The organism is Microbacterium sp. (assembly GCF_047605725.1).
In the GTDB taxonomy this organism is placed as follows: domain Bacteria; phylum Actinomycetota; class Actinomycetes; order Actinomycetales; family Microbacteriaceae; genus Microbacterium.
This window is the reverse complement of sequence record NZ_JASGFE010000027.1, coordinates 17,878-33,685: the sequence shown is the minus strand read 5'-3', so window position 1 is coordinate 33,685 and position 15,808 is coordinate 17,878. Positions and strand designations below refer to the sequence as shown.

Here is a 15,808-nt window from a genome sequence, read left to right as displayed (position 1 = left end):
GGCGCCTCATCGCCGAAGCCTGGACCCGCTACCGCTGGGACGACCGACCCGCCCGCCGACCATGACCTATCCGCGCGACCTCTTAGTAGAACCGGCGACATGCGAAACATCCGTTGGCGCGAGAGCGGTGAACGGTTCGGCGAGTACCGCGTCGGACTGTTCGTCCTCCTCGCCGATGTAGATGCGCTCGAAGAACGCCTGGTTGGCTAGATGTTCTATGCAGCTAGAGCGTGCCTCCTAAGGTGTCTTGATGTGCAGGATGGTGGTTGCGGGTAGGACTCCGCCGAGGAAGGTGCGGGCGTGCTTTTCGTAGCGGTCGACCTCCCGCGCGCCCTTTCGGCTTGCGGCGGGCGATCTGGTCTGATCGCTCCGGGATCGTATGCGGGACCCGGCGCTGCCGCGACGAGCGCACCGAACTCGTGCGCGTGGTGCCGGTTCGCTTCGCGGTGGTAGGGGGCTGGTCACGCCGTGGCGCTGTATCGCTGCCGGGCGGCTTCACCGCTGGTGCCGATCGCCTCGCCCACTGCGCGCCAGGACAGGTGCTGCTCGCGCGCAGCTCGTACCGCGTCGGCAAGCTCTTTCTCGGCGGCGTCGCGTCGCCAGGCGGCGAGCTTGACCGCCATCGTGGGCGGGAGGGGTGCGTCCTGGTCGCCGGGCTTCGGGTCGTAGTTCTCGAAGGCGTCGGCGAACTCGTCGGCACGGGCCTTGATGTCTTCAATGGAGCGTCGAGTCATGGTGGTTCACCTCAGATACTTGGTTCGGGCCGGGCGCATGGCGTGCGCGATGGCGATGACACCGTGCCACTCGATCACACCGACCTCTACAAGGATGCCGGTCTCATCGAGGGCCGATGAACATTGTCATCGAGTCGTTTGCACGAAATGGCGGACAGGGAAACGGAGCGCATGGAGCATCACCGCATCCGTGACACCGTGCCGGTAGGCACTGTCGAGGATGATCGGCTCCGGTTCCATGTCACAAGTTTATTTGCCGCAAGGGAACTTGCCAAGCGGTGCTGTCAGCGCGTCTTCGCCCACACCGTTCCCCGGTGAACCCCGAACCGGCGCGTTCACGCTCACGCCCTGCCCGCGGGCCGTTCGCATAGCGTCCACGTGTCTTGATGTGCAGGATGGTGGTTGCGAGTAGGACTCCACCGAGGAAGGTGCGGGCGTGCTTGTCGTAGCGGTCGGCCTCCCGCGCGTCCTTTCGCCTTGCGGCGGGCGATCTGGTCTGATCTCTCCGGGATCGCATGCGGGACCCGGCGCTCACGCGACGAGCGCACCGAACTCGTGCGCGTGGTGCCGGTTCGCTTCGCGGTGGCAGGGATCGGGTGGCCTTCCCCAGCGAAGCCGTTCGCGGCTTGGCGAGGTGTGGAGGCACGCAGGTAGGACACGGCGCGGAGGAACAGGCGGACGTCGCCTGAGGATCGGGCACGCTCAGCACGATGGGCGTTGTGGAAACCCGGCCGCCGCACGGACCTGCCCGGTAAACTCGTATGCATCGCTGACGGAAGGAGTTGCATCATGTCGATCACGGCTATCACCACCGCTCAGCGAGCCGAGCGGGAGCGCCAGGTCGCCGAAGCCATCCACTCCGGCGAGATGGAAGGGCTCCCCACCAGCGAGGCGACCAAGGCTGACGCTGACAAGTACGTTTCCGGCGAGATCGACCTCGCCGAACTCGAGGCCCGGGTGCGCACCCGCTACGGGATTGCCTGACTTCGTCGACCCCTATCTCGATCCAGCGACGGGCGTGCTGAAGATCCTCGTCGGCGCCAGCACCCAGGCCGGCCTCGACCGGATCGAAGGCGACCTCGTCCCGATTCGCGCGCTGCGCCTCGCAGCCGACCCACCGCAGCCGACCGGCGGCGAAGTCGCACGGGCCAAAGCACTGTACCTCTGAACCACCGCGCGAGAAGAGGCAGAGCTTTCACTCTTTCCCGCCGACAAGTTCTCTGGCGCGCGTCGCGCCGAGAGCGGCGGTGGAGATCAGCGGACCCGGTAGCGCAGCTCTGCGAATCGGCCGAGCTGTCGAACACCCATCAGGGTCAGACGGTCCCAGCCGATGTTTCTGGGCAGCAACGGTTTTCCTGAGGTCAGGGTGGTCGGGGCGATGGTGATCACCAGTTCGTCCAAATGGCCGGCGTCGGCGAACTGGCCCGCGAGGTCTCCTCCGCCCATCACCCAGAGATCATGATCGCCGGCGGCCGCCGCCAAGGCGTCCCAGTGGGCGTCGACGTCACCGTGGACGAACCGGATGTCGACACCCGGGACGGTGGGCAGCTCCCGGCTGGTGAAGACGAACGTCGGGCGGTCCGCGTACCATCTCGTCCAGTTCTCCGGTCGCTCGAGCGGGTTCTCCGTGCGCAGAACCCACTCATAGGTCGCGGAGCCGAGAGCGAGGGCGCCGATACCAGCGATGAACGACTCGATATCGCCGGTGACATCTTCTTGCGGGATGCTCAGCAGCCACTCCAGCGAGTCATCCTCGGTCGCGAGGAACCCGTTCAAAGTAGACGCGGTGTAGTAGATCGATCTGGGCACGCCCGGAACGTAACACGAGGCGCCGACAGGAGTCGGGCGGCGCAGCAGCGCTCCGGAGTCGGCCTCGATCCGTGTCCAGGGCCGCTGCGGTGCGCCGATGGCGGTCATGAGGTCAGGGCGATGGTCGCGACGAAGGCCGCGACGAGGATGTCGAGCACTGCGCAGAACTGGGCGAACGAGTGATCCACGACTCGTCCGGTGCGGTGGTGGTGGATGTCCCACGCAGCGTGGGAGAGGAGCGCCGCGGCGACCAGCAGGCCACCGATGGTCGCATCCGTGTGAAGGGCGAGCAGCGCGGTCGCGCCCAGGACGAGCATCGCGGCGGACTGCAGCGGCAGTGCCAACCACGGGCGAGTGCGCCGACCCAAAATGCCCACTGCCAGGAGGGCCGCGGCCAGGGCGAGGATCCACGGCGTCGCGTCGAGCCCAGCGAACTTGTCCAGCCCGATCAGTGTGAACGTGACCCCGAAGGCGACCCACGCAGCCCATCGGCGCCCGGTGGCTGCTGCCGCCAAGTACACCAACCCGGATGCCGCGACGATGGCCGCGATATCTCGCCCGTCGTCCAGCCCGTACGCGGTTGCCGCTGCGACGAGCACTGCAAGCACTGCCGGCCAGGTCCGTCGCCACCGCGGCCCCCGGTGGCTGAGCCGTGCCGGGCCGCGATGCCGTTCCGGCGTCATGGTCGCATTCATCTCCAGACTCCTTCTTCTTGAACACAGGTGTCCGACTTGATAAAGTGTACGTCAATGTTCGAGTTGATCGGAAGGGTCGATCGCATGCAGACGCCGCGTCGCTTCGAGGCTGCAGGCAAGGGGGCCACCCGGAAACAGGGCGCACTCGTCCAGCTCCGGCCGGCGGTGACAGCCGACGCCGTGGACATCGCGCGCATCTGGCAGGAGGGGTGGACTGACGCCCACCTCGGCCATGTTCCCGATGCCCTGGTCGCCGCGCGCACTCCCGCTTCGTTCGCTGAACGAGCCCATGAACTCCTCGCCGACACGCTCGTCGCCGTTCGGCGTGACGTGGTCGCCGGATTCGTGACGATCGACGGCGATCAGGTGGACCAGCTCTACCTGGACCGCGTTGCGCGCGGCGCCGGCATCGGCGCGGCGTTGCTCACCGCAGCGGAACAGGTCGTGATCGCGGGAGGTCACCGCCGGGCCTGGCTGGCGGTGGCGACCGGGAACGCCAGCGCCCGGCGCTTCTATGAGCGGCAGGGCTGGATCGACGACGGCCCCTTCATGCACCAGGCACCCGTCCCGGGCGGGGCGGTCGCGGTCGACTGCCACCGGTTCCTGAGCCCGGAGCGGTGAGCTGTCGAAATGGGCCTCCGCAGATCACCTAGTAACATGAACAGCGCTGTCCATGCTAGGAGGTTGTCGATGGCTTCCAGTCATACCGAAACGAGCACTCGTGGCGACGGCGGCACGGCAACGCGCCGCAAGCGTGCCGACGCGCTGCGGAACATCGAGGCGATCATCGACGCAGCCACCCGGCTACTGGCCGTCAACCCCGACGCGAGCGTGAACGAGATCGCCGAAGAAGCCGGCGTCGGCCGGATCACCCTCTACGGGCACTTCGACTCCCGGGCCACCCTGCTCCGCGAGGTCTCCGAGCGGGCGATCGCACACACCGAGGAAGAGCTCGCGCGGGTCGACCTCGACGGCGACCCGAGCGATGCGCTCGGCCGGCTCTTGGAGGCCACCTGGCATCTGACGCATCGCTTCGGTGCGCTCGTGGTCGCCGCTTCCCAGGCACTGTCACCCGAGCAGATGCGCCGCGCTCACGATGAGCCCTTTGCCCGCGCGCGGGGGCTGCTGGAGCGAGGTCGCGCGGCGGGCGAGTTCCGGGGAGATGTGCCGATCGAGTGGCAGATCAGTATGATCCAGGCGATCCTTCACGGGGCATCCGCCGCGGTGCACCGCGGCGACATCACGGCCGATGACGCACCCACGCTCGTGCGAGAGACCGTCATGGCATCCCTCTCCGGGTGATCTTCTGACAGCGTGCTTGCTCGTCACGATCCCTTTGCTGCGAGGTCACCTCTTGACGCCCCGGCCGAAGGAGGCCACCGATGCGTGACCGTGCCACGGTGCTCCCCGCCGGTCTCGCCGTGGGGAGAGCCGGATCTCTACCCGTGCGCAGAGGCGCACCACCACGACTCCACGATTCGCTTGTGGGTATGAACGAACCAGCACCGCGAGATGCCGACGCCGTCGTGAGCGTCCGAGGCCTGTCGAAGTCCTACGGAGGCAAGCTCGTCCTCGATAGCTTCGACATGGACATCCAGGCCGGTGAGGTCGTCGGGCTGATCGGCGCGAACGGTGCCGGAAAGACCACCGCCGTCGAGTGCATCCAAGGCCTGCGTCGTCAGGATGCCGGCACCATCCGCGTCTTCGACCTCGACCCCACCCGCGAAGCGCAGCGCGTCCGGTCGCAGATCGGCAGCCAGCTGCAGGACTCGGGTCTGCCTGACCGGATGCGGGTGTCCGAAGCGGTCGCCTTGTTCGCGGGCCCGGATGCCACGAACCCGGCCACCCTGATGGAGCAGTTCGGGATCGCCCACCGCGCCCGGGCCCCGTTTGCCGGTCTCAGCGGCGGCGAGCGGCAGCGGCTGTTCCTGGTGCTCGCCCTGCTGAACCGACCTCGGCTGGTCATCCTCGATGAACTCACACAGGGCCTCGACCCCGCAGCCCGCCGAGGCGTCTGGGCCGCTGTCGAGCAACTGCGCCAAACCGGCGTCACCGTGCTGCTGGTCACGCACGAGCTCAGCGAGGCCGAAGCACTGTGCGACCGTGTGATCGCGATGCGGGCCGGACGGGTTCTCGACCAGGGCCGCCCCGCCGAGCTCATCGACAGGCACGCCGGCCAGGCGATCATCCGCTTCACCCTTCCCGCCTCCGATGACCATGCGGCGGCGGCGGCGCTGCAGCAGCTCAACCGCATGCCCGAAGTGCAGTCGGTGACCCGTGCCGGCAGCACCATCACCGTCCGAGGCAGCCGCATCGTCATCGCCCACGTCGGCGCCTGGCTCACGGCCCGGCCTGATCCGATCCCCACCGACCTCGACGTGCACATCCCGGATCTCGAATCCGCCCTGCTGACGCTGCTCACGGACCCGTCTGGCGACACGACCGACAAGACACCTGCCGACGTGGCGACGATAGGAGGCGCACGATGACGAACGCAGTACTCACCCGACCGGCCCGGGCCGACGGTCCGAAGTCACGGAGCCACTCTGTGACCGGCAAGCTGCTCGCCCAGGAGCTGCGGCTGGTCTCACGCGACCCCTTTACGCTGATCTTCGCCGTCGGGTTTCCGGTGCTGTGCATGCTCACCCTGGGCGGTGTGTTCGGCACCGAACCGGCGCACGGCTTCCCGATCAACCCCGCTCACTACTACATCGCCTCCTACTTCACGGTGATGATCGGCGCCGTGGGGTTCGTGATGCTGCCGCTGCACATCGCCTCCTACCGTGAGCGGGGGGTGCTGCGCCGCTTCACCGCCGCCGGATTCTCCCGCTGGTCGTTCCTGTACGCCGAGTCATGGCTGGGGCTCATCTCGATCGCGGTCGCCGGGATCGTGCTGCTGCTGGTCGCCGCCCCTGTCTACGGCGTTCCGCCCGTGCAGGATCCGCTGCGCGCCGGAGCAGGGATCGTGGTCGCCTCGATCGCCTTCGTCGCGATCGGCGTTCTGCTCGGGACGCTCCTGCCCACCGCGCGCGCCGCGCAAGCCGTGGGACTCCTGCTGTACTTCCCGTCCTTCCTCCTTGGTGTCGGCGGCCCGCCGACCTCGGTCATGCCCCCAGTGCTGCGGACGATCGCCGAGAACCAACCCCTCGCCCTCGCAAACCAAGCCATCCGCGACCCCTGGCTCGGCCTCGGCGACGGCACGGTACCGCTGCTGATCGTCGCCGCCATCGCCATCGCAGCCACCGTGCTCGCCGCACCCAGGAGCCGGCTATGACACCACCGATCGGCATTCGAGCGCGACTGGCGCGCGCAGCACCCGTCGTCGCCGCGCCCACGGCGATCACCGTCCTCACCGCGGCCGGTGCCGTCCAGACCCACCGCGAACCCCTGGTCGCCGTGGCCCTCTGCGCCCTGGCGATCGCGACGAGTGCAGCGTTGGTCTGGAGCGATGCGAAGGGAATGCCCCTCATCGTTGGGCTCGCCGTTCTGGCTGCCGGTGTCACCCTGGCGTGCTGGGGCGATCCGCGCAATCTCGGCTGGTTCGGCGCGTGTGTCATCGCCGGCTGGGCTGCACTCGTGCTCCCGACCCGGTGGGCCATCGCCGTCGGCGCCGCGCTGGCGGCGGAGTTCGCCGTCATGCTGGCCGTGGTCAGCCGCGAGCCGGGCTGGGTCACGTGGATGTTCGGCGTCGCCCTCACCTGCGGAGCGTTCGTGTTCGTCCGCCGACAACGGGAGCTCGTCGCGCGACTGCATGCCGCCCAGGCCGAGCTCGCCGAGCGCGCCCGCACCGACGAGCGGCACCGCATCGCCCGGGAGATGCATGACTTCGTCGGACACAGCCTCACCGTCGCGCTGCTGCACCTCGGCAGCGCCCGCCTCGCCCTCGACGACGACCTGGATGCCGCCCGCACCGCGCTCGCCGAGGCCGAGACCGCCACGCGCGACAGCCTCGACGACGTGCGCGCCGCCGTCGGACTCATGCGCAGCACCGACAACAACGTCGCACCGCCCGCGCCCGGCATCGCGGACGTGCCGGATCTGGTCGACTCCTATCGCAACGCGGGAGCCGACGTTCATCTCGACGTGCGGGGAACACCAGCCAGGGTCACCGCCAGCCGCAGCCTCACCGCATACCGGGTGGTGCAGGAGTCCCTCACCAACGCGGTCCGCCACGGCAACGGCGGGCCGATCGGCGTCCGCATCGACGCCACGGCGGATCACACCAGAATCACTGTCCGCAACTGTTGCTCGACACCCGCGCAGCATCGCTCCGGCACCGGAATCGCCGCCATGAATGAACGCCTGGCCGCGGTCGGCGGCACGCTCTCCTCCGGACCCGCCCCGGGTGGATGGCTCGTCGAGGCGGTGATCCCCTCATGACCGAGCCGTACATCCGCGTGCTCGTCGTCGACGACCAAGAGCTCATCCGCACCGGGCTTCGCGGCATCCTCCGCGAACGCTACGGCTTCACCATCGTCGGAGAGCTCGACACCGGGATCGAGGTGGCGGATGCCGTCGACCGACTCTCGCCCGATGTCATCGTGATGGACATCCGGATGCCCCATGTCGACGGGATCACCGCCACGCGTACGCTCGCCCGCTCAGGCAACGCGCCACCCGTGTTGGTGCTGACCACCTTCGATGAGGACGAGACTCTTGCAGGTGCGCTGCGAGCCGGCGCCGCTGGGTTCCTGCTCAAGGGCGCCCCAGCCGAAGATCTGCAGCGAGCCGTCCGCACCCTGGCCGAGGGCGGCGCCTGGCTCGATCCCGCCGTCGCCGGCCGCGTCCTGACCACGTACCGCGAGGGTCGTCCGCCGATGCGGCCGGGTGACGAGGTCGACCGGCTCACTCCGCGCGAGAAGGACGTCCTCGCCCTCGTCGGCGCCGGGCTGTCGAACAGCGAGATCGCCGCAGACCTCTTCCTCGGCGAAGGCACCGTCAAGACCCACATCACCCATATCTTCACCAAGCTCGATCTGCGCGACCGGGCCGCAGCCGTCGTCTTCGCGTTCGACCACGGCCTCGTCCAACCCGGCGACCCTCGGCAGCCCGAGGGTGCGTGAGCGCCCGATTCAGTACCACTCGGCCAACATCAGAAAGGGAGATCTCGATGAAAGTGCACGCCGATCTGAACCTGTCGATCGATGGGTTCGGCAGCCCGCCGAACCCCACGCCCGAGGATCCGCTGGGCGAGGACTGGTTCCGCCTGGTCGACTCCTACACGGCGACGCGGACCTTCCGCGAACGCGTGCTCGGGGACGCATCCGGTGCCGGCACCACAGGGGTCGACGACAAGTACGCGGGTGCGTACTTCGGGGAGATCGGGGCCGTGATCATGGGCGCGGGCATGTTCGGCCTCGACCTGCATCCGAACGACCCGGACTGGCGGGGCTATTGGGGGGAGAACCCTCCGTTCCACGTGCCGGTGTTCGTGCTCACCCACGAGCGGCGCCCGGAACTGACGCTGGACGGCGGAAACGCGTTCCGCTTCCTCTCGGCCACGCCCGCGGAGGTGCTCGGACTGGCCGCGGAGGCAGCAGAGGGTCGTGATGTGCGGATCGGGGGAGGGCCCACCGTCGTCCGCGAGTTTCTCGGAGCGGGGCTCATCGACAGGCTCCACGTCGCTGTCGCGCCGATTCTGCTCGGCGGTGGCGTGCGACTGTGGGATGGGCTCCGCGGACTCGAGGCACGCTACGACGTGACGACCGAGGCGGCCGAGAGCGGCACGGTGCACCTCACATTCAGCCGAGCGGTCTCCGAGGCTCCCGGCACGGCTCCCTGGCGGCCAGCAGGGGACACGCTCTGATGGGCACCGAGACGCAGATCTTCGCGGGGCTTCCGGTGCGCGACCTCGCCGCGGCGATCGACTGGTACGCGGCATTCTTCGCGCGATCTCCCGATGAGATCATCGGCGATGAGGCCATGTGGCAGGTCACCGAGACCACCTGGCTGTTCGTCGCCCCCGACGAGCAGCGAGCCGGAGGCGGTCTCGTGACCTTGGGCGTGGCCAGCCTCGAGCCCTACCTGTCGCGCTGGCGTGCGGCGGGTATGGCGCACCAGCCGATCGAAACCTATGGCAATGGCGTGCAGCACGTCACCATCCTCGATCCCGACGGCAACAGCATCTCCCTGGCCGCCGCACCGACGCCGGAGGACAAAACGGAGCGGCCGGAGCACACGGAGCGGCCGCAAGCGCGCCGCGGCCGCGTGCTGTGGAGCTTCATGATGTCTCTGGACGGCTTCGTCGCAGGTCCGCACCACAGCATGGACTGGATGGCCGGCGGATACCGCGCGGAGCCAGGCGTCATCGAGGGCTACATCGAAGGCACCGGCGCGATCATCGCCGGACGCGACGGGTGGGACTCGCCGGTGGGACACAGCCCCTGGGGCGGCGCCTGGCAGGGGCCGATCTTCGTCCTCACGCACCACCCCGAAGACGCGGAGCCCGCTGAGAACGTGACCTTCCTGCATCGCGATCCGGCTGAGGTCGTTCAACTGGCGCTGGCCGCCGCCGGAGGGAAGGACATCATGGTCTTCTCCCCGAGCATCGGCGCCCAGCTCATCGACCTCGGCCTGATCGACGAGATCGACCTGCACATCGCCCCCGTCCTCCTGGGGGACGGCATCCGGCTCTACAGCAAGCCCGGTGCTGCGCCAGTTCGGCTCACTCCACTGGAGGGCGACCCGGCCTCCACGGCGAGGGTTCGCTACCGGTCGTTGTCCTGAACCAGGCATGTGCCGTGCCGGCATCCAGGTGAGCGAAGTCGATACGTTCGCGCAACATCGCATCAGGTTCGCTGGTGGGATGAGTAGCGCCATCTTGCAGCGAAAGCAGACTGTCTCCTCGGAGTCGGCGCGCCCTGGAGAACGCCGGCTGCTCGTCGGCCTGTTCGTCGTCTACCTCGCGCTTCTGACCTGGGCCATCGTGTGGAAACTCGAGACTCCCTTCATCGGCGAGAACGGTCTGCGTCACATCAAGCTGGTGCCGGTCGTGGCCAGCGGTCCAGACGGCGCCAGCGATCCACTGGAGGTCGCGGCCAACATCCTGCTCTTCCTGCCCTTCGGGATGTACCTGAGCCTGCTCATCCCGTCCTGGCCGCTCTGGAAGCACACAGGAACCATCGCCGCGGCGAGCCTGATCCTGGAGGCCGGTCAGTACGTTCTCAGGGCCGGCAGCACCGACGTCACTGACGTCATGTCGAACACCGTCGGGGGCATCGCGGGAGTCGTGACTGTCGTCATCCTGCAGCGCGCCGACAGACTAAGGACTGCCGTCGCGACGCGAATCTGCCTCGTCGGAACGGCACTCGCCCTGCTCGCCTGCGTCGGCTTCTTCGTCTCGCCGCTCGACTATGTGTTGCAGGACGTCCCGCTCGACCCTTCCTGATCGTCGCAAGAAGGGTGAGCCGGCCGCCCGGCAGCGCCTCGCCGAGGCCCGCGACGGTCATACGTCAGCGCGAGCACGCCGGGCTCGGCGAGAGGTGCTGCGGCCTTCGGTCACGATCGGTCCTCCCCGCGCCCGGCGGAGCGGGAGCGGGTGCTCGCCGTGGTCGGGTCTCCGTCGTGATCGATGCTGGCCTGTTCGCCGGCGGCCGCATAGCGGTACGACAGCAGCCGGTACTGCGGGGTGCGCATAGCGATGGCGGCGAGGAGCGCGCATGCGATGCCCGCGAGGAGAAGGATGAGGGCGATGCCGCGATTGTTCCCGGTGCCGAGCAGCGGCGCCCACAGTCGCAGACCCTGTTCGGTGCGCAGCGACGGGATGATCCAGAGCTCGGCGAGCGGGGCGATCAGCAGTGCCGTGACGGGTGCGGCGGCAGCCTCGAAGGTGTTGGCGAAGCCGAACACACGCCCCTGCTTCTCGTAGGGGACGACCCGCTGGATGACCGTCTGCTCGGCCGCCTCGACGGCGGGGATCATCGCCATGAACACCCACACTCCGACGATGTACACCCAGCCGTGTTCGCGGATGGTGCTGAGTGCGCCGGCGATGCCGATCGCGGCGGACAGCAGCAGCATGGTGCGGATGGGGTTCTTGCCGAGCCCCCTCGCGGCGACGATGGCTCCTCCCACGATGAATCCGGTCGACATGACGGCGAACCAGATGCCCCAGCCCTGCACCCCGAACAGCTCGATGCCGTACGGGTCCATGACCGTCATCGCGACGCCGCCGAAGAGGTTGTTCAGGGTGGTGAACAGCACGAGGGCGAGCAGGCCCGGTACGGCGCGGACAGCGAGCCAGCCGCCGCGCACGTCCACCCACCGGGTCACCTGCTCGGCAGCGACGACACGCCGCTCCGGGATGCGCAGCACCAGCAGGTGGACGAGCGTGAGGGCGAGTGCGCAGATCCCGATGATGAGCGTCCACCCCATTCCGAGGAAGCCGACCGAGAGTCCGCTGAAGACGCTGGTGACGATCATGCCGACGCCCTGCACGGTGCCGACCAGGCCGTTCGCGTTCGCCCGACGCTCGTCGGGCACGAGGAGCGTCACGGTGGTCGACAACGCGATCCCCCGCAGCTGTTCGACCACGGCGCCGGCCAGCAGAACGACGGCGAAGATCCAGAACCAGGGCCGGCCGAGATCGATGATCGCGGCCTCGCCGACGGCGAAGAAGAGCGCCGCATCGAGAGCGAAGACGATGAGCGCGACCAGGGTCGCCCAGACCATGACCGCCTTCTTGCGGAACCGGTCCACCAGTGTGCCGAAGAACATGCTGAACAACGAGACGAACAGCATGTACGAGGCGGCCACGGCGCCGGCGACGATCACGTTGCGCGTCTCGGCGTACGCCCAGAACGTCAGCGCGAACCACAGGAAGCTCGTCGTGACGTTGGCGACTGCGGTGTTCGCGAGCACCTGCACGAAGGTTCGGAACCCGTCAACGGGCAGCGCAGCGGGTGTCGGCTCTGCCTGGGTGCTGCTCATCGTGATCGGCGCTCCTCAGCCGTGTCGGGGTAGGGCTCAGACGCTGCCGGGACCGGGCGGCAGGGGCGCATCGAGCAGGCGCGGGCGGTAGTCGAGCAGTTGGATGCCGCCGTCGAAGGTGCGGCTCTCGATGAGGTCGAGGGCGACATCGGGGTAGCCGTCGTAGATGCGCTCCTGCCCCGTCTTTCCGGTGATGACCGGGAAGATGACGACGCGGAACCGGTCGACGAGCCCCGCAGCCAGCAGAGATCGCGCCAGCGAGAGGCTGCCGATTGTCGACAGCGGGTGCTCACTGGTCTCCTTGAGCTCGCGCACCGCTTCGACCGCGTCACCGCGGATCAGACGCGAGTTCGCCCACTCGAGGGGCTCCTCGAGCGTGTTCGAGAAGACGATCTTCTGCATCCTGCCCAGCTCGTCGTCGGCCTCGGTGGGTGGTGCGAAGCTGTGCATGAGCCGGTACGTGTTCGCGCCCATGAGCAGCGTGCTCTGGTTCTTCGCGTCCTCGCCCAGCCATGCCAGGTATTCGGGGCCTTCCAGCCCCCACCAGCCGGGCCAGCCCTCGGCGGCGCCGTAGCCGTCGAGCGAGGCGATGTAGTCGACCATGAGTTCCATGAGCGGTGGCTCCCTTCGGCGATGCGAGTCGGGCGACCCGTCGTGTATCACTTCAAAAAGTAAAGCATGCATGAGCAAATGAAGTCAAGTGCTAGTCTTGCTGCATGCGAAACCGGGAGTACGGACAGTTCTGCGGTCTGGCGCGCGCCGCCGAGGTGGTGGGGCAGCGGTGGACGCTGCTGATCCTGCGCGACCTGCTCGTGGGCCCGCGACGCTACTCCGACCTCGCGGCCGGGCTTCCCGGCATCCCCTCCAACCTGCTGTCCACGCGTCTGAAGGAGCTGGAGCAGGACGGGCTCGTGGTGCGTGAGGCGCGTAGCGGCGCGGATCGCTCGATCGTGTACGCCCTCACCGACCGTGGCGCTGCACTGCAGCCGGCACTCGATGCCCTCTCGCGCTGGGGTGCGGCCGAGATGCGCGAGCCGCGGGAGGGCGAGATCGTCACTGAGGCGTCGCTGGTCTCCGCGCTGCGGGTCGCGGCGGACGGCGGAATCCCGCCGCGTCGCCGGCTGGCCTTCACCGTCAGAGTAGGGGATGTCGCCGCCCACGCCGTCACCGGCGACGGTACCGTCGAGGTCGGTGCGGGGGAGCATCCCGGTGCCGACCTCGTGATCACCGGCGGTCCGGGATTGCGCGATCTGCTGGCCGGCGTCTTGGATCCGGCGACCGCGCTCGCCGAGAACCTGCTCACGGTCGAGGGCGACCCCGACCTGCTCACGGACTTCGTGTCGATCTTCATCGTCCCCTACAGTCCGGCCCCGGTAGCAGGCACTCATGGGGTCAGCGAAGCGTCTCGACCAGTGCCGTGACGATGCGTTGTTGGCCGACGAGGGAGGGGTGGACGCCGTCCGGACCCTGCAGATCCGGGTTGGCGGGGATGCCGAACACGTCGAAGAGGTCGACGACGGGCTCGTCGAAGGCTCTGACCGCGTCGGCGAGGGCGGCGATGTCGGTGTTCCGCCAACTGCTGGAGCCGTAGCGGAACCCGGGGTCGGCGGCCGCGCGTTCCTCGTCCACGGGGACCGGGGTGAGCCAGACCCAGCGCGCCTCGGTGCGTTCGGCAGCGATGCGACGCAGCTCGCGGAGGTTGGCGATGCTCTCGGCGAGGGTGACCTGAGGTTTGCCGCCGGCGATGCGGGTGACGTCGTTGCCGCCGAGCCCGCAGATGATCCAGTCCGGTGCGGGGTGCAGCAGGGACGGCCAGCGGCGCAGGATCATCGCGGTGGCGTGCGCGGAGAGGCCGGCGTTCACGACGGTGAGCTCGTCGTCGGGCCGGGCGATGGCGAGGACGTGGCGGAGGATCTCGGCCCAGGACTGCAGGTCGTCGGTGATGGAGTCGCCGACGGCGAGGATGCGGGCGCCGCGCGGGAACGGGAGCCTTGAGACCTGGTCGGAGAACGCGGTGTTCGTGAGCAGGTCCTGCGCGGCGGCGAGGGCCTGGGCGTTGAATCGGTCTCGGATAGCCGCGTACTCCTCGGTGCTCACACCGAATATCGCCGGCAGCGATGCGGCCAGCCCGGGGAGGTAGCCGTAGAGCTTCTCCAGGTGCACGTACTGCAGTTGCGCTGCCGCCTGCGGTGCGTAGGGCCTTGTGCTGTTCATGCCAGTGCTCCCTGGGCCGGGCGGGATTCGGTATGGCGGGTCTTGGGGAGCAGGAACCCGGCGACGACGAGCCAGATCAACGACCCGAACCGTCCGATCGGGATGAGGAACTGCAGCGGCTCGAGCACCATGCTCAGGAAGCTCAGCTCAGCGAGCACCGCGATCACGAGCCCGATCCACGCGAACCACGTCGGGATCAGTCGCAGCAACAGGGCAGGGACGGCGATGCCGGCCACCAAGAGCCCGAGCCCGAGGACGTGCGCGAACCCGCCGGCGGCGAAGCTCACGTAGGCGAGCGCGTGGGTGAGCTCCGGGTCGGCGCTCACGACCGGCTGGCTCTGGGTCCAGGTGACGATCGCGGAGACCGCGAGCAGTATCGCCGCGGCCGTGCCGCCGAACAGTCCGATGTTCGGGCCGGGCACGCGGATGCCGAGTCGCAGCTGGCGGGCGTACATCGTGGCGGCGTAGAGCCCGAGCGGGATGGACGAGCCCAGCTGCAGCATCGCCGCGAATCGGACGGCGAAGCCGTGGTCGGCGAAGAATCCGGCGACGGTGTCGGTGTCGCCGAAGGGGGAGGTGATGGTGCCGCCGCCGGAGAGCACCGCCATCGAGATCAGGCTGCCGATCAGCAGGCCGAGGGAGGCAAGGCCGAGGATGCCGGGGTGGGGACCGCCGGCCGCGCGGGCCGGGGCGGTGGTGTGAGTGCTCATCGGGAGCTCCTTTCATTCATAGAAGCGATAGTACACACTATGAATGATTCTGCAAGTGAGTTATTGTGGATGGTATGAACGGTCTCCGTCCGCGTCGCATCGCCTTCCTGCTCGCCCAGCTCGGCGCAGACGCCTCCGCCGCCTTCGAGGAGGCGCTCGCGCCGCTGGGCATCACCGCGTCCGAGGCCGGCCTGCTGCGCCTGATCGGACGCAACCCCGGGATCAGCCAGAAGGCGGCGAGCGAGCAGCTCGGCGTCGGGCCGAGCCGGGTCGTCGCGGTACTGGACCGGCTCGAACGTGCCGGGCACGTCGAACGGCGACGCAGTGCGACAGACCGTCGCAGTCACGAAGTACACCTCACCGCCGACGGTGAGCGTCTCCTCGCGGCACTGCGTCCCATCGCCGAGGCCCATGAGGCGGCCTTCACGCAAGGCCTCGACGAAGGTGACCTGGAGCGGCTCGCCACCAGTCTCGCCGCGATCGCCGCATCCCGAGGACTCAGCCGCGAGATCCATCGCGACACCCGGGGCCGGGGTTGAACATGCCATGACATCGAGAGAACCATCGGCATCCCGAGGTCCGCACCCGGCCGGGGGCAGAGATCTGCATCCGACCGTGGTCAGAGGTGCGAACGCGCTCGTGGGTGGTGCTCGCCGAACGTGGCGAAGTCCTTACCTTCGTCAGTGGCGAAGGCACGGGTGGCGTGGAGAGCATTGAA

Annotated in this window: 20 protein-coding genes and 1 pseudogene; 13 read left to right on the top strand and 8 right to left on the bottom strand. The window is 68.5% G+C overall.

Going from position 1 to position 15,808, the window contains the following annotated elements:
- Nucleotides 1-461: 461 nt before the first annotated feature.
- Both QM641_RS07675 and QM641_RS07670 read right to left on the bottom strand, forming a co-directional pair.
- The gene (locus QM641_RS07675; RefSeq protein ID WP_415115102.1) at nucleotides 462-734 is read right to left on the bottom strand and encodes a hypothetical protein; all 273 of its coding nucleotides are present in this window, start codon (nucleotides 732-734) and stop codon (nucleotides 462-464) included.
- A gap of 382 nt (nucleotides 735-1,116) precedes the next feature.
- Nucleotides 1,117-1,270, bottom strand: a pseudogene (locus QM641_RS07670) (IS5/IS1182 family transposase); the annotation flags it as partial.
- Nucleotides 1,271-1,523: 253 nt separating this feature from the next.
- Between QM641_RS07670 and QM641_RS07665 the strand changes: the two are divergent.
- Nucleotides 1,524-1,718 carry an antitoxin VbhA family protein gene (locus QM641_RS07665; RefSeq protein ID WP_415115100.1) on the top strand — a complete coding sequence of 65 codons (195 nt, stop codon included), beginning with the start codon at nucleotides 1,524-1,526 and terminating at the stop codon, nucleotides 1,716-1,718.
- Nucleotides 1,711-1,902: a hypothetical protein gene (locus tag QM641_RS07660; RefSeq protein ID WP_415115098.1), complete on the top strand. Its 192-nt coding sequence runs from the start codon at nucleotides 1,711-1,713 to the stop codon at nucleotides 1,900-1,902. Before QM641_RS07665 ends, QM641_RS07660 begins: the two co-directional genes overlap by 8 nt.
- 86 nt (nucleotides 1,903-1,988) lie before the next feature.
- Here QM641_RS07660 and QM641_RS07655 read toward each other — a convergent pair whose 3' ends face one another.
- Nucleotides 1,989-2,651: a dihydrofolate reductase family protein gene (locus QM641_RS07655; RefSeq protein WP_415115096.1), complete on the bottom strand. Its 663-nt coding sequence runs from the start codon at nucleotides 2,649-2,651 to the stop codon at nucleotides 1,989-1,991.
- Nucleotides 2,648-3,238 (bottom strand): hypothetical protein, encoded by a 591-nt coding sequence (locus QM641_RS07650; protein WP_415115094.1) that lies wholly within the window; start codon nucleotides 3,236-3,238, stop codon nucleotides 2,648-2,650. The genes QM641_RS07655 and QM641_RS07650 overlap by 4 nt, the downstream gene beginning before the upstream one ends.
- An 84-nt stretch (nucleotides 3,239-3,322) precedes the next feature.
- Between QM641_RS07650 and QM641_RS07645 the strand changes: the two genes are divergently transcribed.
- From QM641_RS07645 to QM641_RS07605, 9 genes are all read left to right on the top strand, one after another.
- A complete protein-coding gene (locus QM641_RS07645; RefSeq protein WP_415115092.1) occupies nucleotides 3,323-3,859 on the top strand; it encodes a GNAT family N-acetyltransferase in 537 nt (178 codons plus the stop codon).
- A gap of 69 nt (nucleotides 3,860-3,928) precedes the next feature.
- Nucleotides 3,929-4,540: a TetR/AcrR family transcriptional regulator gene (locus QM641_RS07640; RefSeq protein ID WP_415115090.1), complete on the top strand. Its 612-nt coding sequence runs from the start codon at nucleotides 3,929-3,931 to the stop codon at nucleotides 4,538-4,540.
- Nucleotides 4,541-4,728: 188 nt separating this feature from the next.
- Nucleotides 4,729-5,727, top strand: coding sequence for an ABC transporter ATP-binding protein (locus QM641_RS07635; RefSeq protein ID WP_415115088.1), 999 nt, complete (start codon nucleotides 4,729-4,731; stop codon nucleotides 5,725-5,727).
- Entirely contained in the window at nucleotides 5,724-6,512 is a 789-nt protein-coding gene (locus QM641_RS07630; RefSeq protein WP_415115086.1) for an ABC transporter permease, read from the top strand. Before QM641_RS07635 ends, QM641_RS07630 begins: the two co-directional genes overlap by 4 nt.
- Nucleotides 6,509-7,618 (top strand): sensor histidine kinase, encoded by a 1,110-nt coding sequence (locus QM641_RS07625; RefSeq protein ID WP_415115084.1) that lies wholly within the window; start codon nucleotides 6,509-6,511, stop codon nucleotides 7,616-7,618. The genes QM641_RS07630 and QM641_RS07625 overlap by 4 nt, the downstream gene beginning before the upstream one ends.
- On the top strand, nucleotides 7,615-8,301 hold the full coding sequence (locus QM641_RS07620) for a response regulator transcription factor (protein WP_415115082.1): 687 nt from the start codon (nucleotides 7,615-7,617) through the stop codon (nucleotides 8,299-8,301). The genes QM641_RS07625 and QM641_RS07620 overlap by 4 nt, the downstream gene beginning before the upstream one ends.
- 47 nt (nucleotides 8,302-8,348) lie before the next feature.
- Nucleotides 8,349-9,044 (top strand): dihydrofolate reductase family protein, encoded by a 696-nt coding sequence (locus tag QM641_RS07615; protein WP_415115080.1) that lies wholly within the window; start codon nucleotides 8,349-8,351, stop codon nucleotides 9,042-9,044.
- A gap of 35 nt (nucleotides 9,045-9,079) precedes the next feature.
- Entirely contained in the window at nucleotides 9,080-9,964 is an 885-nt protein-coding gene (locus QM641_RS07610; protein WP_415115078.1) for a dihydrofolate reductase family protein, read from the top strand.
- Nucleotides 9,965-9,992: 28 nt separating this feature from the next.
- Nucleotides 9,993-10,625: a VanZ family protein gene (locus tag QM641_RS07605; protein ID WP_415115076.1), complete on the top strand. Its 633-nt coding sequence runs from the start codon at nucleotides 9,993-9,995 to the stop codon at nucleotides 10,623-10,625.
- Between the two features lie 110 nt (nucleotides 10,626-10,735).
- Here the strand turns inward: QM641_RS07605 and QM641_RS07600 are convergent, their stop codons facing one another.
- On the bottom strand, nucleotides 10,736-12,166 hold the full coding sequence (locus tag QM641_RS07600) for an MFS transporter (RefSeq protein ID WP_415115074.1): 1,431 nt from the start codon (nucleotides 12,164-12,166) through the stop codon (nucleotides 10,736-10,738).
- A 36-nt stretch (nucleotides 12,167-12,202) separates the two neighbouring features.
- Nucleotides 12,203-12,778, bottom strand: coding sequence for a dihydrofolate reductase family protein (locus QM641_RS07595; RefSeq protein WP_415115072.1), 576 nt, complete (start codon nucleotides 12,776-12,778; stop codon nucleotides 12,203-12,205).
- Between the two features lie 104 nt (nucleotides 12,779-12,882).
- On the opposite strand from QM641_RS07595, the gene QM641_RS07590 reads away from it, so the two are divergent.
- Complete coding sequence (locus QM641_RS07590) at nucleotides 12,883-13,587, top strand: winged helix-turn-helix transcriptional regulator (protein WP_415115070.1); 705 nt, start codon at nucleotides 12,883-12,885, stop codon at nucleotides 13,585-13,587.
- Here QM641_RS07590 and QM641_RS07585 read toward each other — a convergent pair.
- Both QM641_RS07585 and QM641_RS07580 read right to left on the bottom strand, forming a co-directional pair.
- Nucleotides 13,559-14,380: an SGNH/GDSL hydrolase family protein gene (locus QM641_RS07585; RefSeq protein ID WP_415115068.1), complete on the bottom strand. Its 822-nt coding sequence runs from the start codon at nucleotides 14,378-14,380 to the stop codon at nucleotides 13,559-13,561. The genes QM641_RS07590 and QM641_RS07585 overlap by 29 nt on opposite strands.
- A complete protein-coding gene (locus tag QM641_RS07580; RefSeq protein ID WP_415115066.1) occupies nucleotides 14,377-15,090 on the bottom strand; it encodes a hypothetical protein in 714 nt (237 codons plus the stop codon). Before QM641_RS07580 ends, QM641_RS07585 begins: the two co-directional genes overlap by 4 nt.
- Before the next feature lie 74 nt (nucleotides 15,091-15,164).
- Between QM641_RS07580 and QM641_RS07575 the strand changes: the two genes are divergently transcribed.
- On the top strand, nucleotides 15,165-15,629 hold the full coding sequence (locus tag QM641_RS07575) for a MarR family winged helix-turn-helix transcriptional regulator (RefSeq protein WP_415115064.1): 465 nt from the start codon (nucleotides 15,165-15,167) through the stop codon (nucleotides 15,627-15,629).
- The last annotated feature ends 179 nt before the right edge of the window (nucleotides 15,630-15,808 follow it).

Coding starts and splice junctions, on each gene's coding strand:
- QM641_RS07655 (WP_415115096.1), bottom strand. CDS start 2,651: ATGACCGCCATCGGCGCACCGCAGCGGCCCTGGACACGGATCGAGGCC.
- QM641_RS07595 (WP_415115072.1), bottom strand. CDS start 12,778: ATGGAACTCATGGTCGACTACATCGCCTCGCTCGACGGCTACGGCGCC.
- QM641_RS07590 (WP_415115070.1), top strand. CDS start 12,883: ATGCGAAACCGGGAGTACGGACAGTTCTGCGGTCTGGCGCGCGCCGCC.
- QM641_RS07675 (WP_415115102.1), bottom strand. CDS start 734: ATGACTCGACGCTCCATTGAAGACATCAAGGCCCGTGCCGACGAGTTC.
- QM641_RS07650 (WP_415115094.1), bottom strand. CDS start 3,238: ATGAATGCGACCATGACGCCGGAACGGCATCGCGGCCCGGCACGGCTC.
- QM641_RS07615 (WP_415115080.1), top strand. CDS start 8,349: ATGAAAGTGCACGCCGATCTGAACCTGTCGATCGATGGGTTCGGCAGC.
- QM641_RS07600 (WP_415115074.1), bottom strand. CDS start 12,166: ATGAGCAGCACCCAGGCAGAGCCGACACCCGCTGCGCTGCCCGTTGAC.
- QM641_RS07625 (WP_415115084.1), top strand. CDS start 6,509: ATGACACCACCGATCGGCATTCGAGCGCGACTGGCGCGCGCAGCACCC.
- QM641_RS07585 (WP_415115068.1), bottom strand. CDS start 14,380: ATGAACAGCACAAGGCCCTACGCACCGCAGGCGGCAGCGCAACTGCAG.
- QM641_RS07575 (WP_415115064.1), top strand. CDS start 15,165: ATGAACGGTCTCCGTCCGCGTCGCATCGCCTTCCTGCTCGCCCAGCTC.
- QM641_RS07635 (WP_415115088.1), top strand. CDS start 4,729: ATGAACGAACCAGCACCGCGAGATGCCGACGCCGTCGTGAGCGTCCGA.
- QM641_RS07640 (WP_415115090.1), top strand. CDS start 3,929: ATGGCTTCCAGTCATACCGAAACGAGCACTCGTGGCGACGGCGGCACG.
- QM641_RS07580 (WP_415115066.1), bottom strand. CDS start 15,090: ATGAGCACTCACACCACCGCCCCGGCCCGCGCGGCCGGCGGTCCCCAC.
- QM641_RS07665 (WP_415115100.1), top strand. CDS start 1,524: ATGTCGATCACGGCTATCACCACCGCTCAGCGAGCCGAGCGGGAGCGC.
- QM641_RS07645 (WP_415115092.1), top strand. CDS start 3,323: ATGCAGACGCCGCGTCGCTTCGAGGCTGCAGGCAAGGGGGCCACCCGG.
- QM641_RS07630 (WP_415115086.1), top strand. CDS start 5,724: ATGACGAACGCAGTACTCACCCGACCGGCCCGGGCCGACGGTCCGAAG.
- QM641_RS07620 (WP_415115082.1), top strand. CDS start 7,615: ATGACCGAGCCGTACATCCGCGTGCTCGTCGTCGACGACCAAGAGCTC.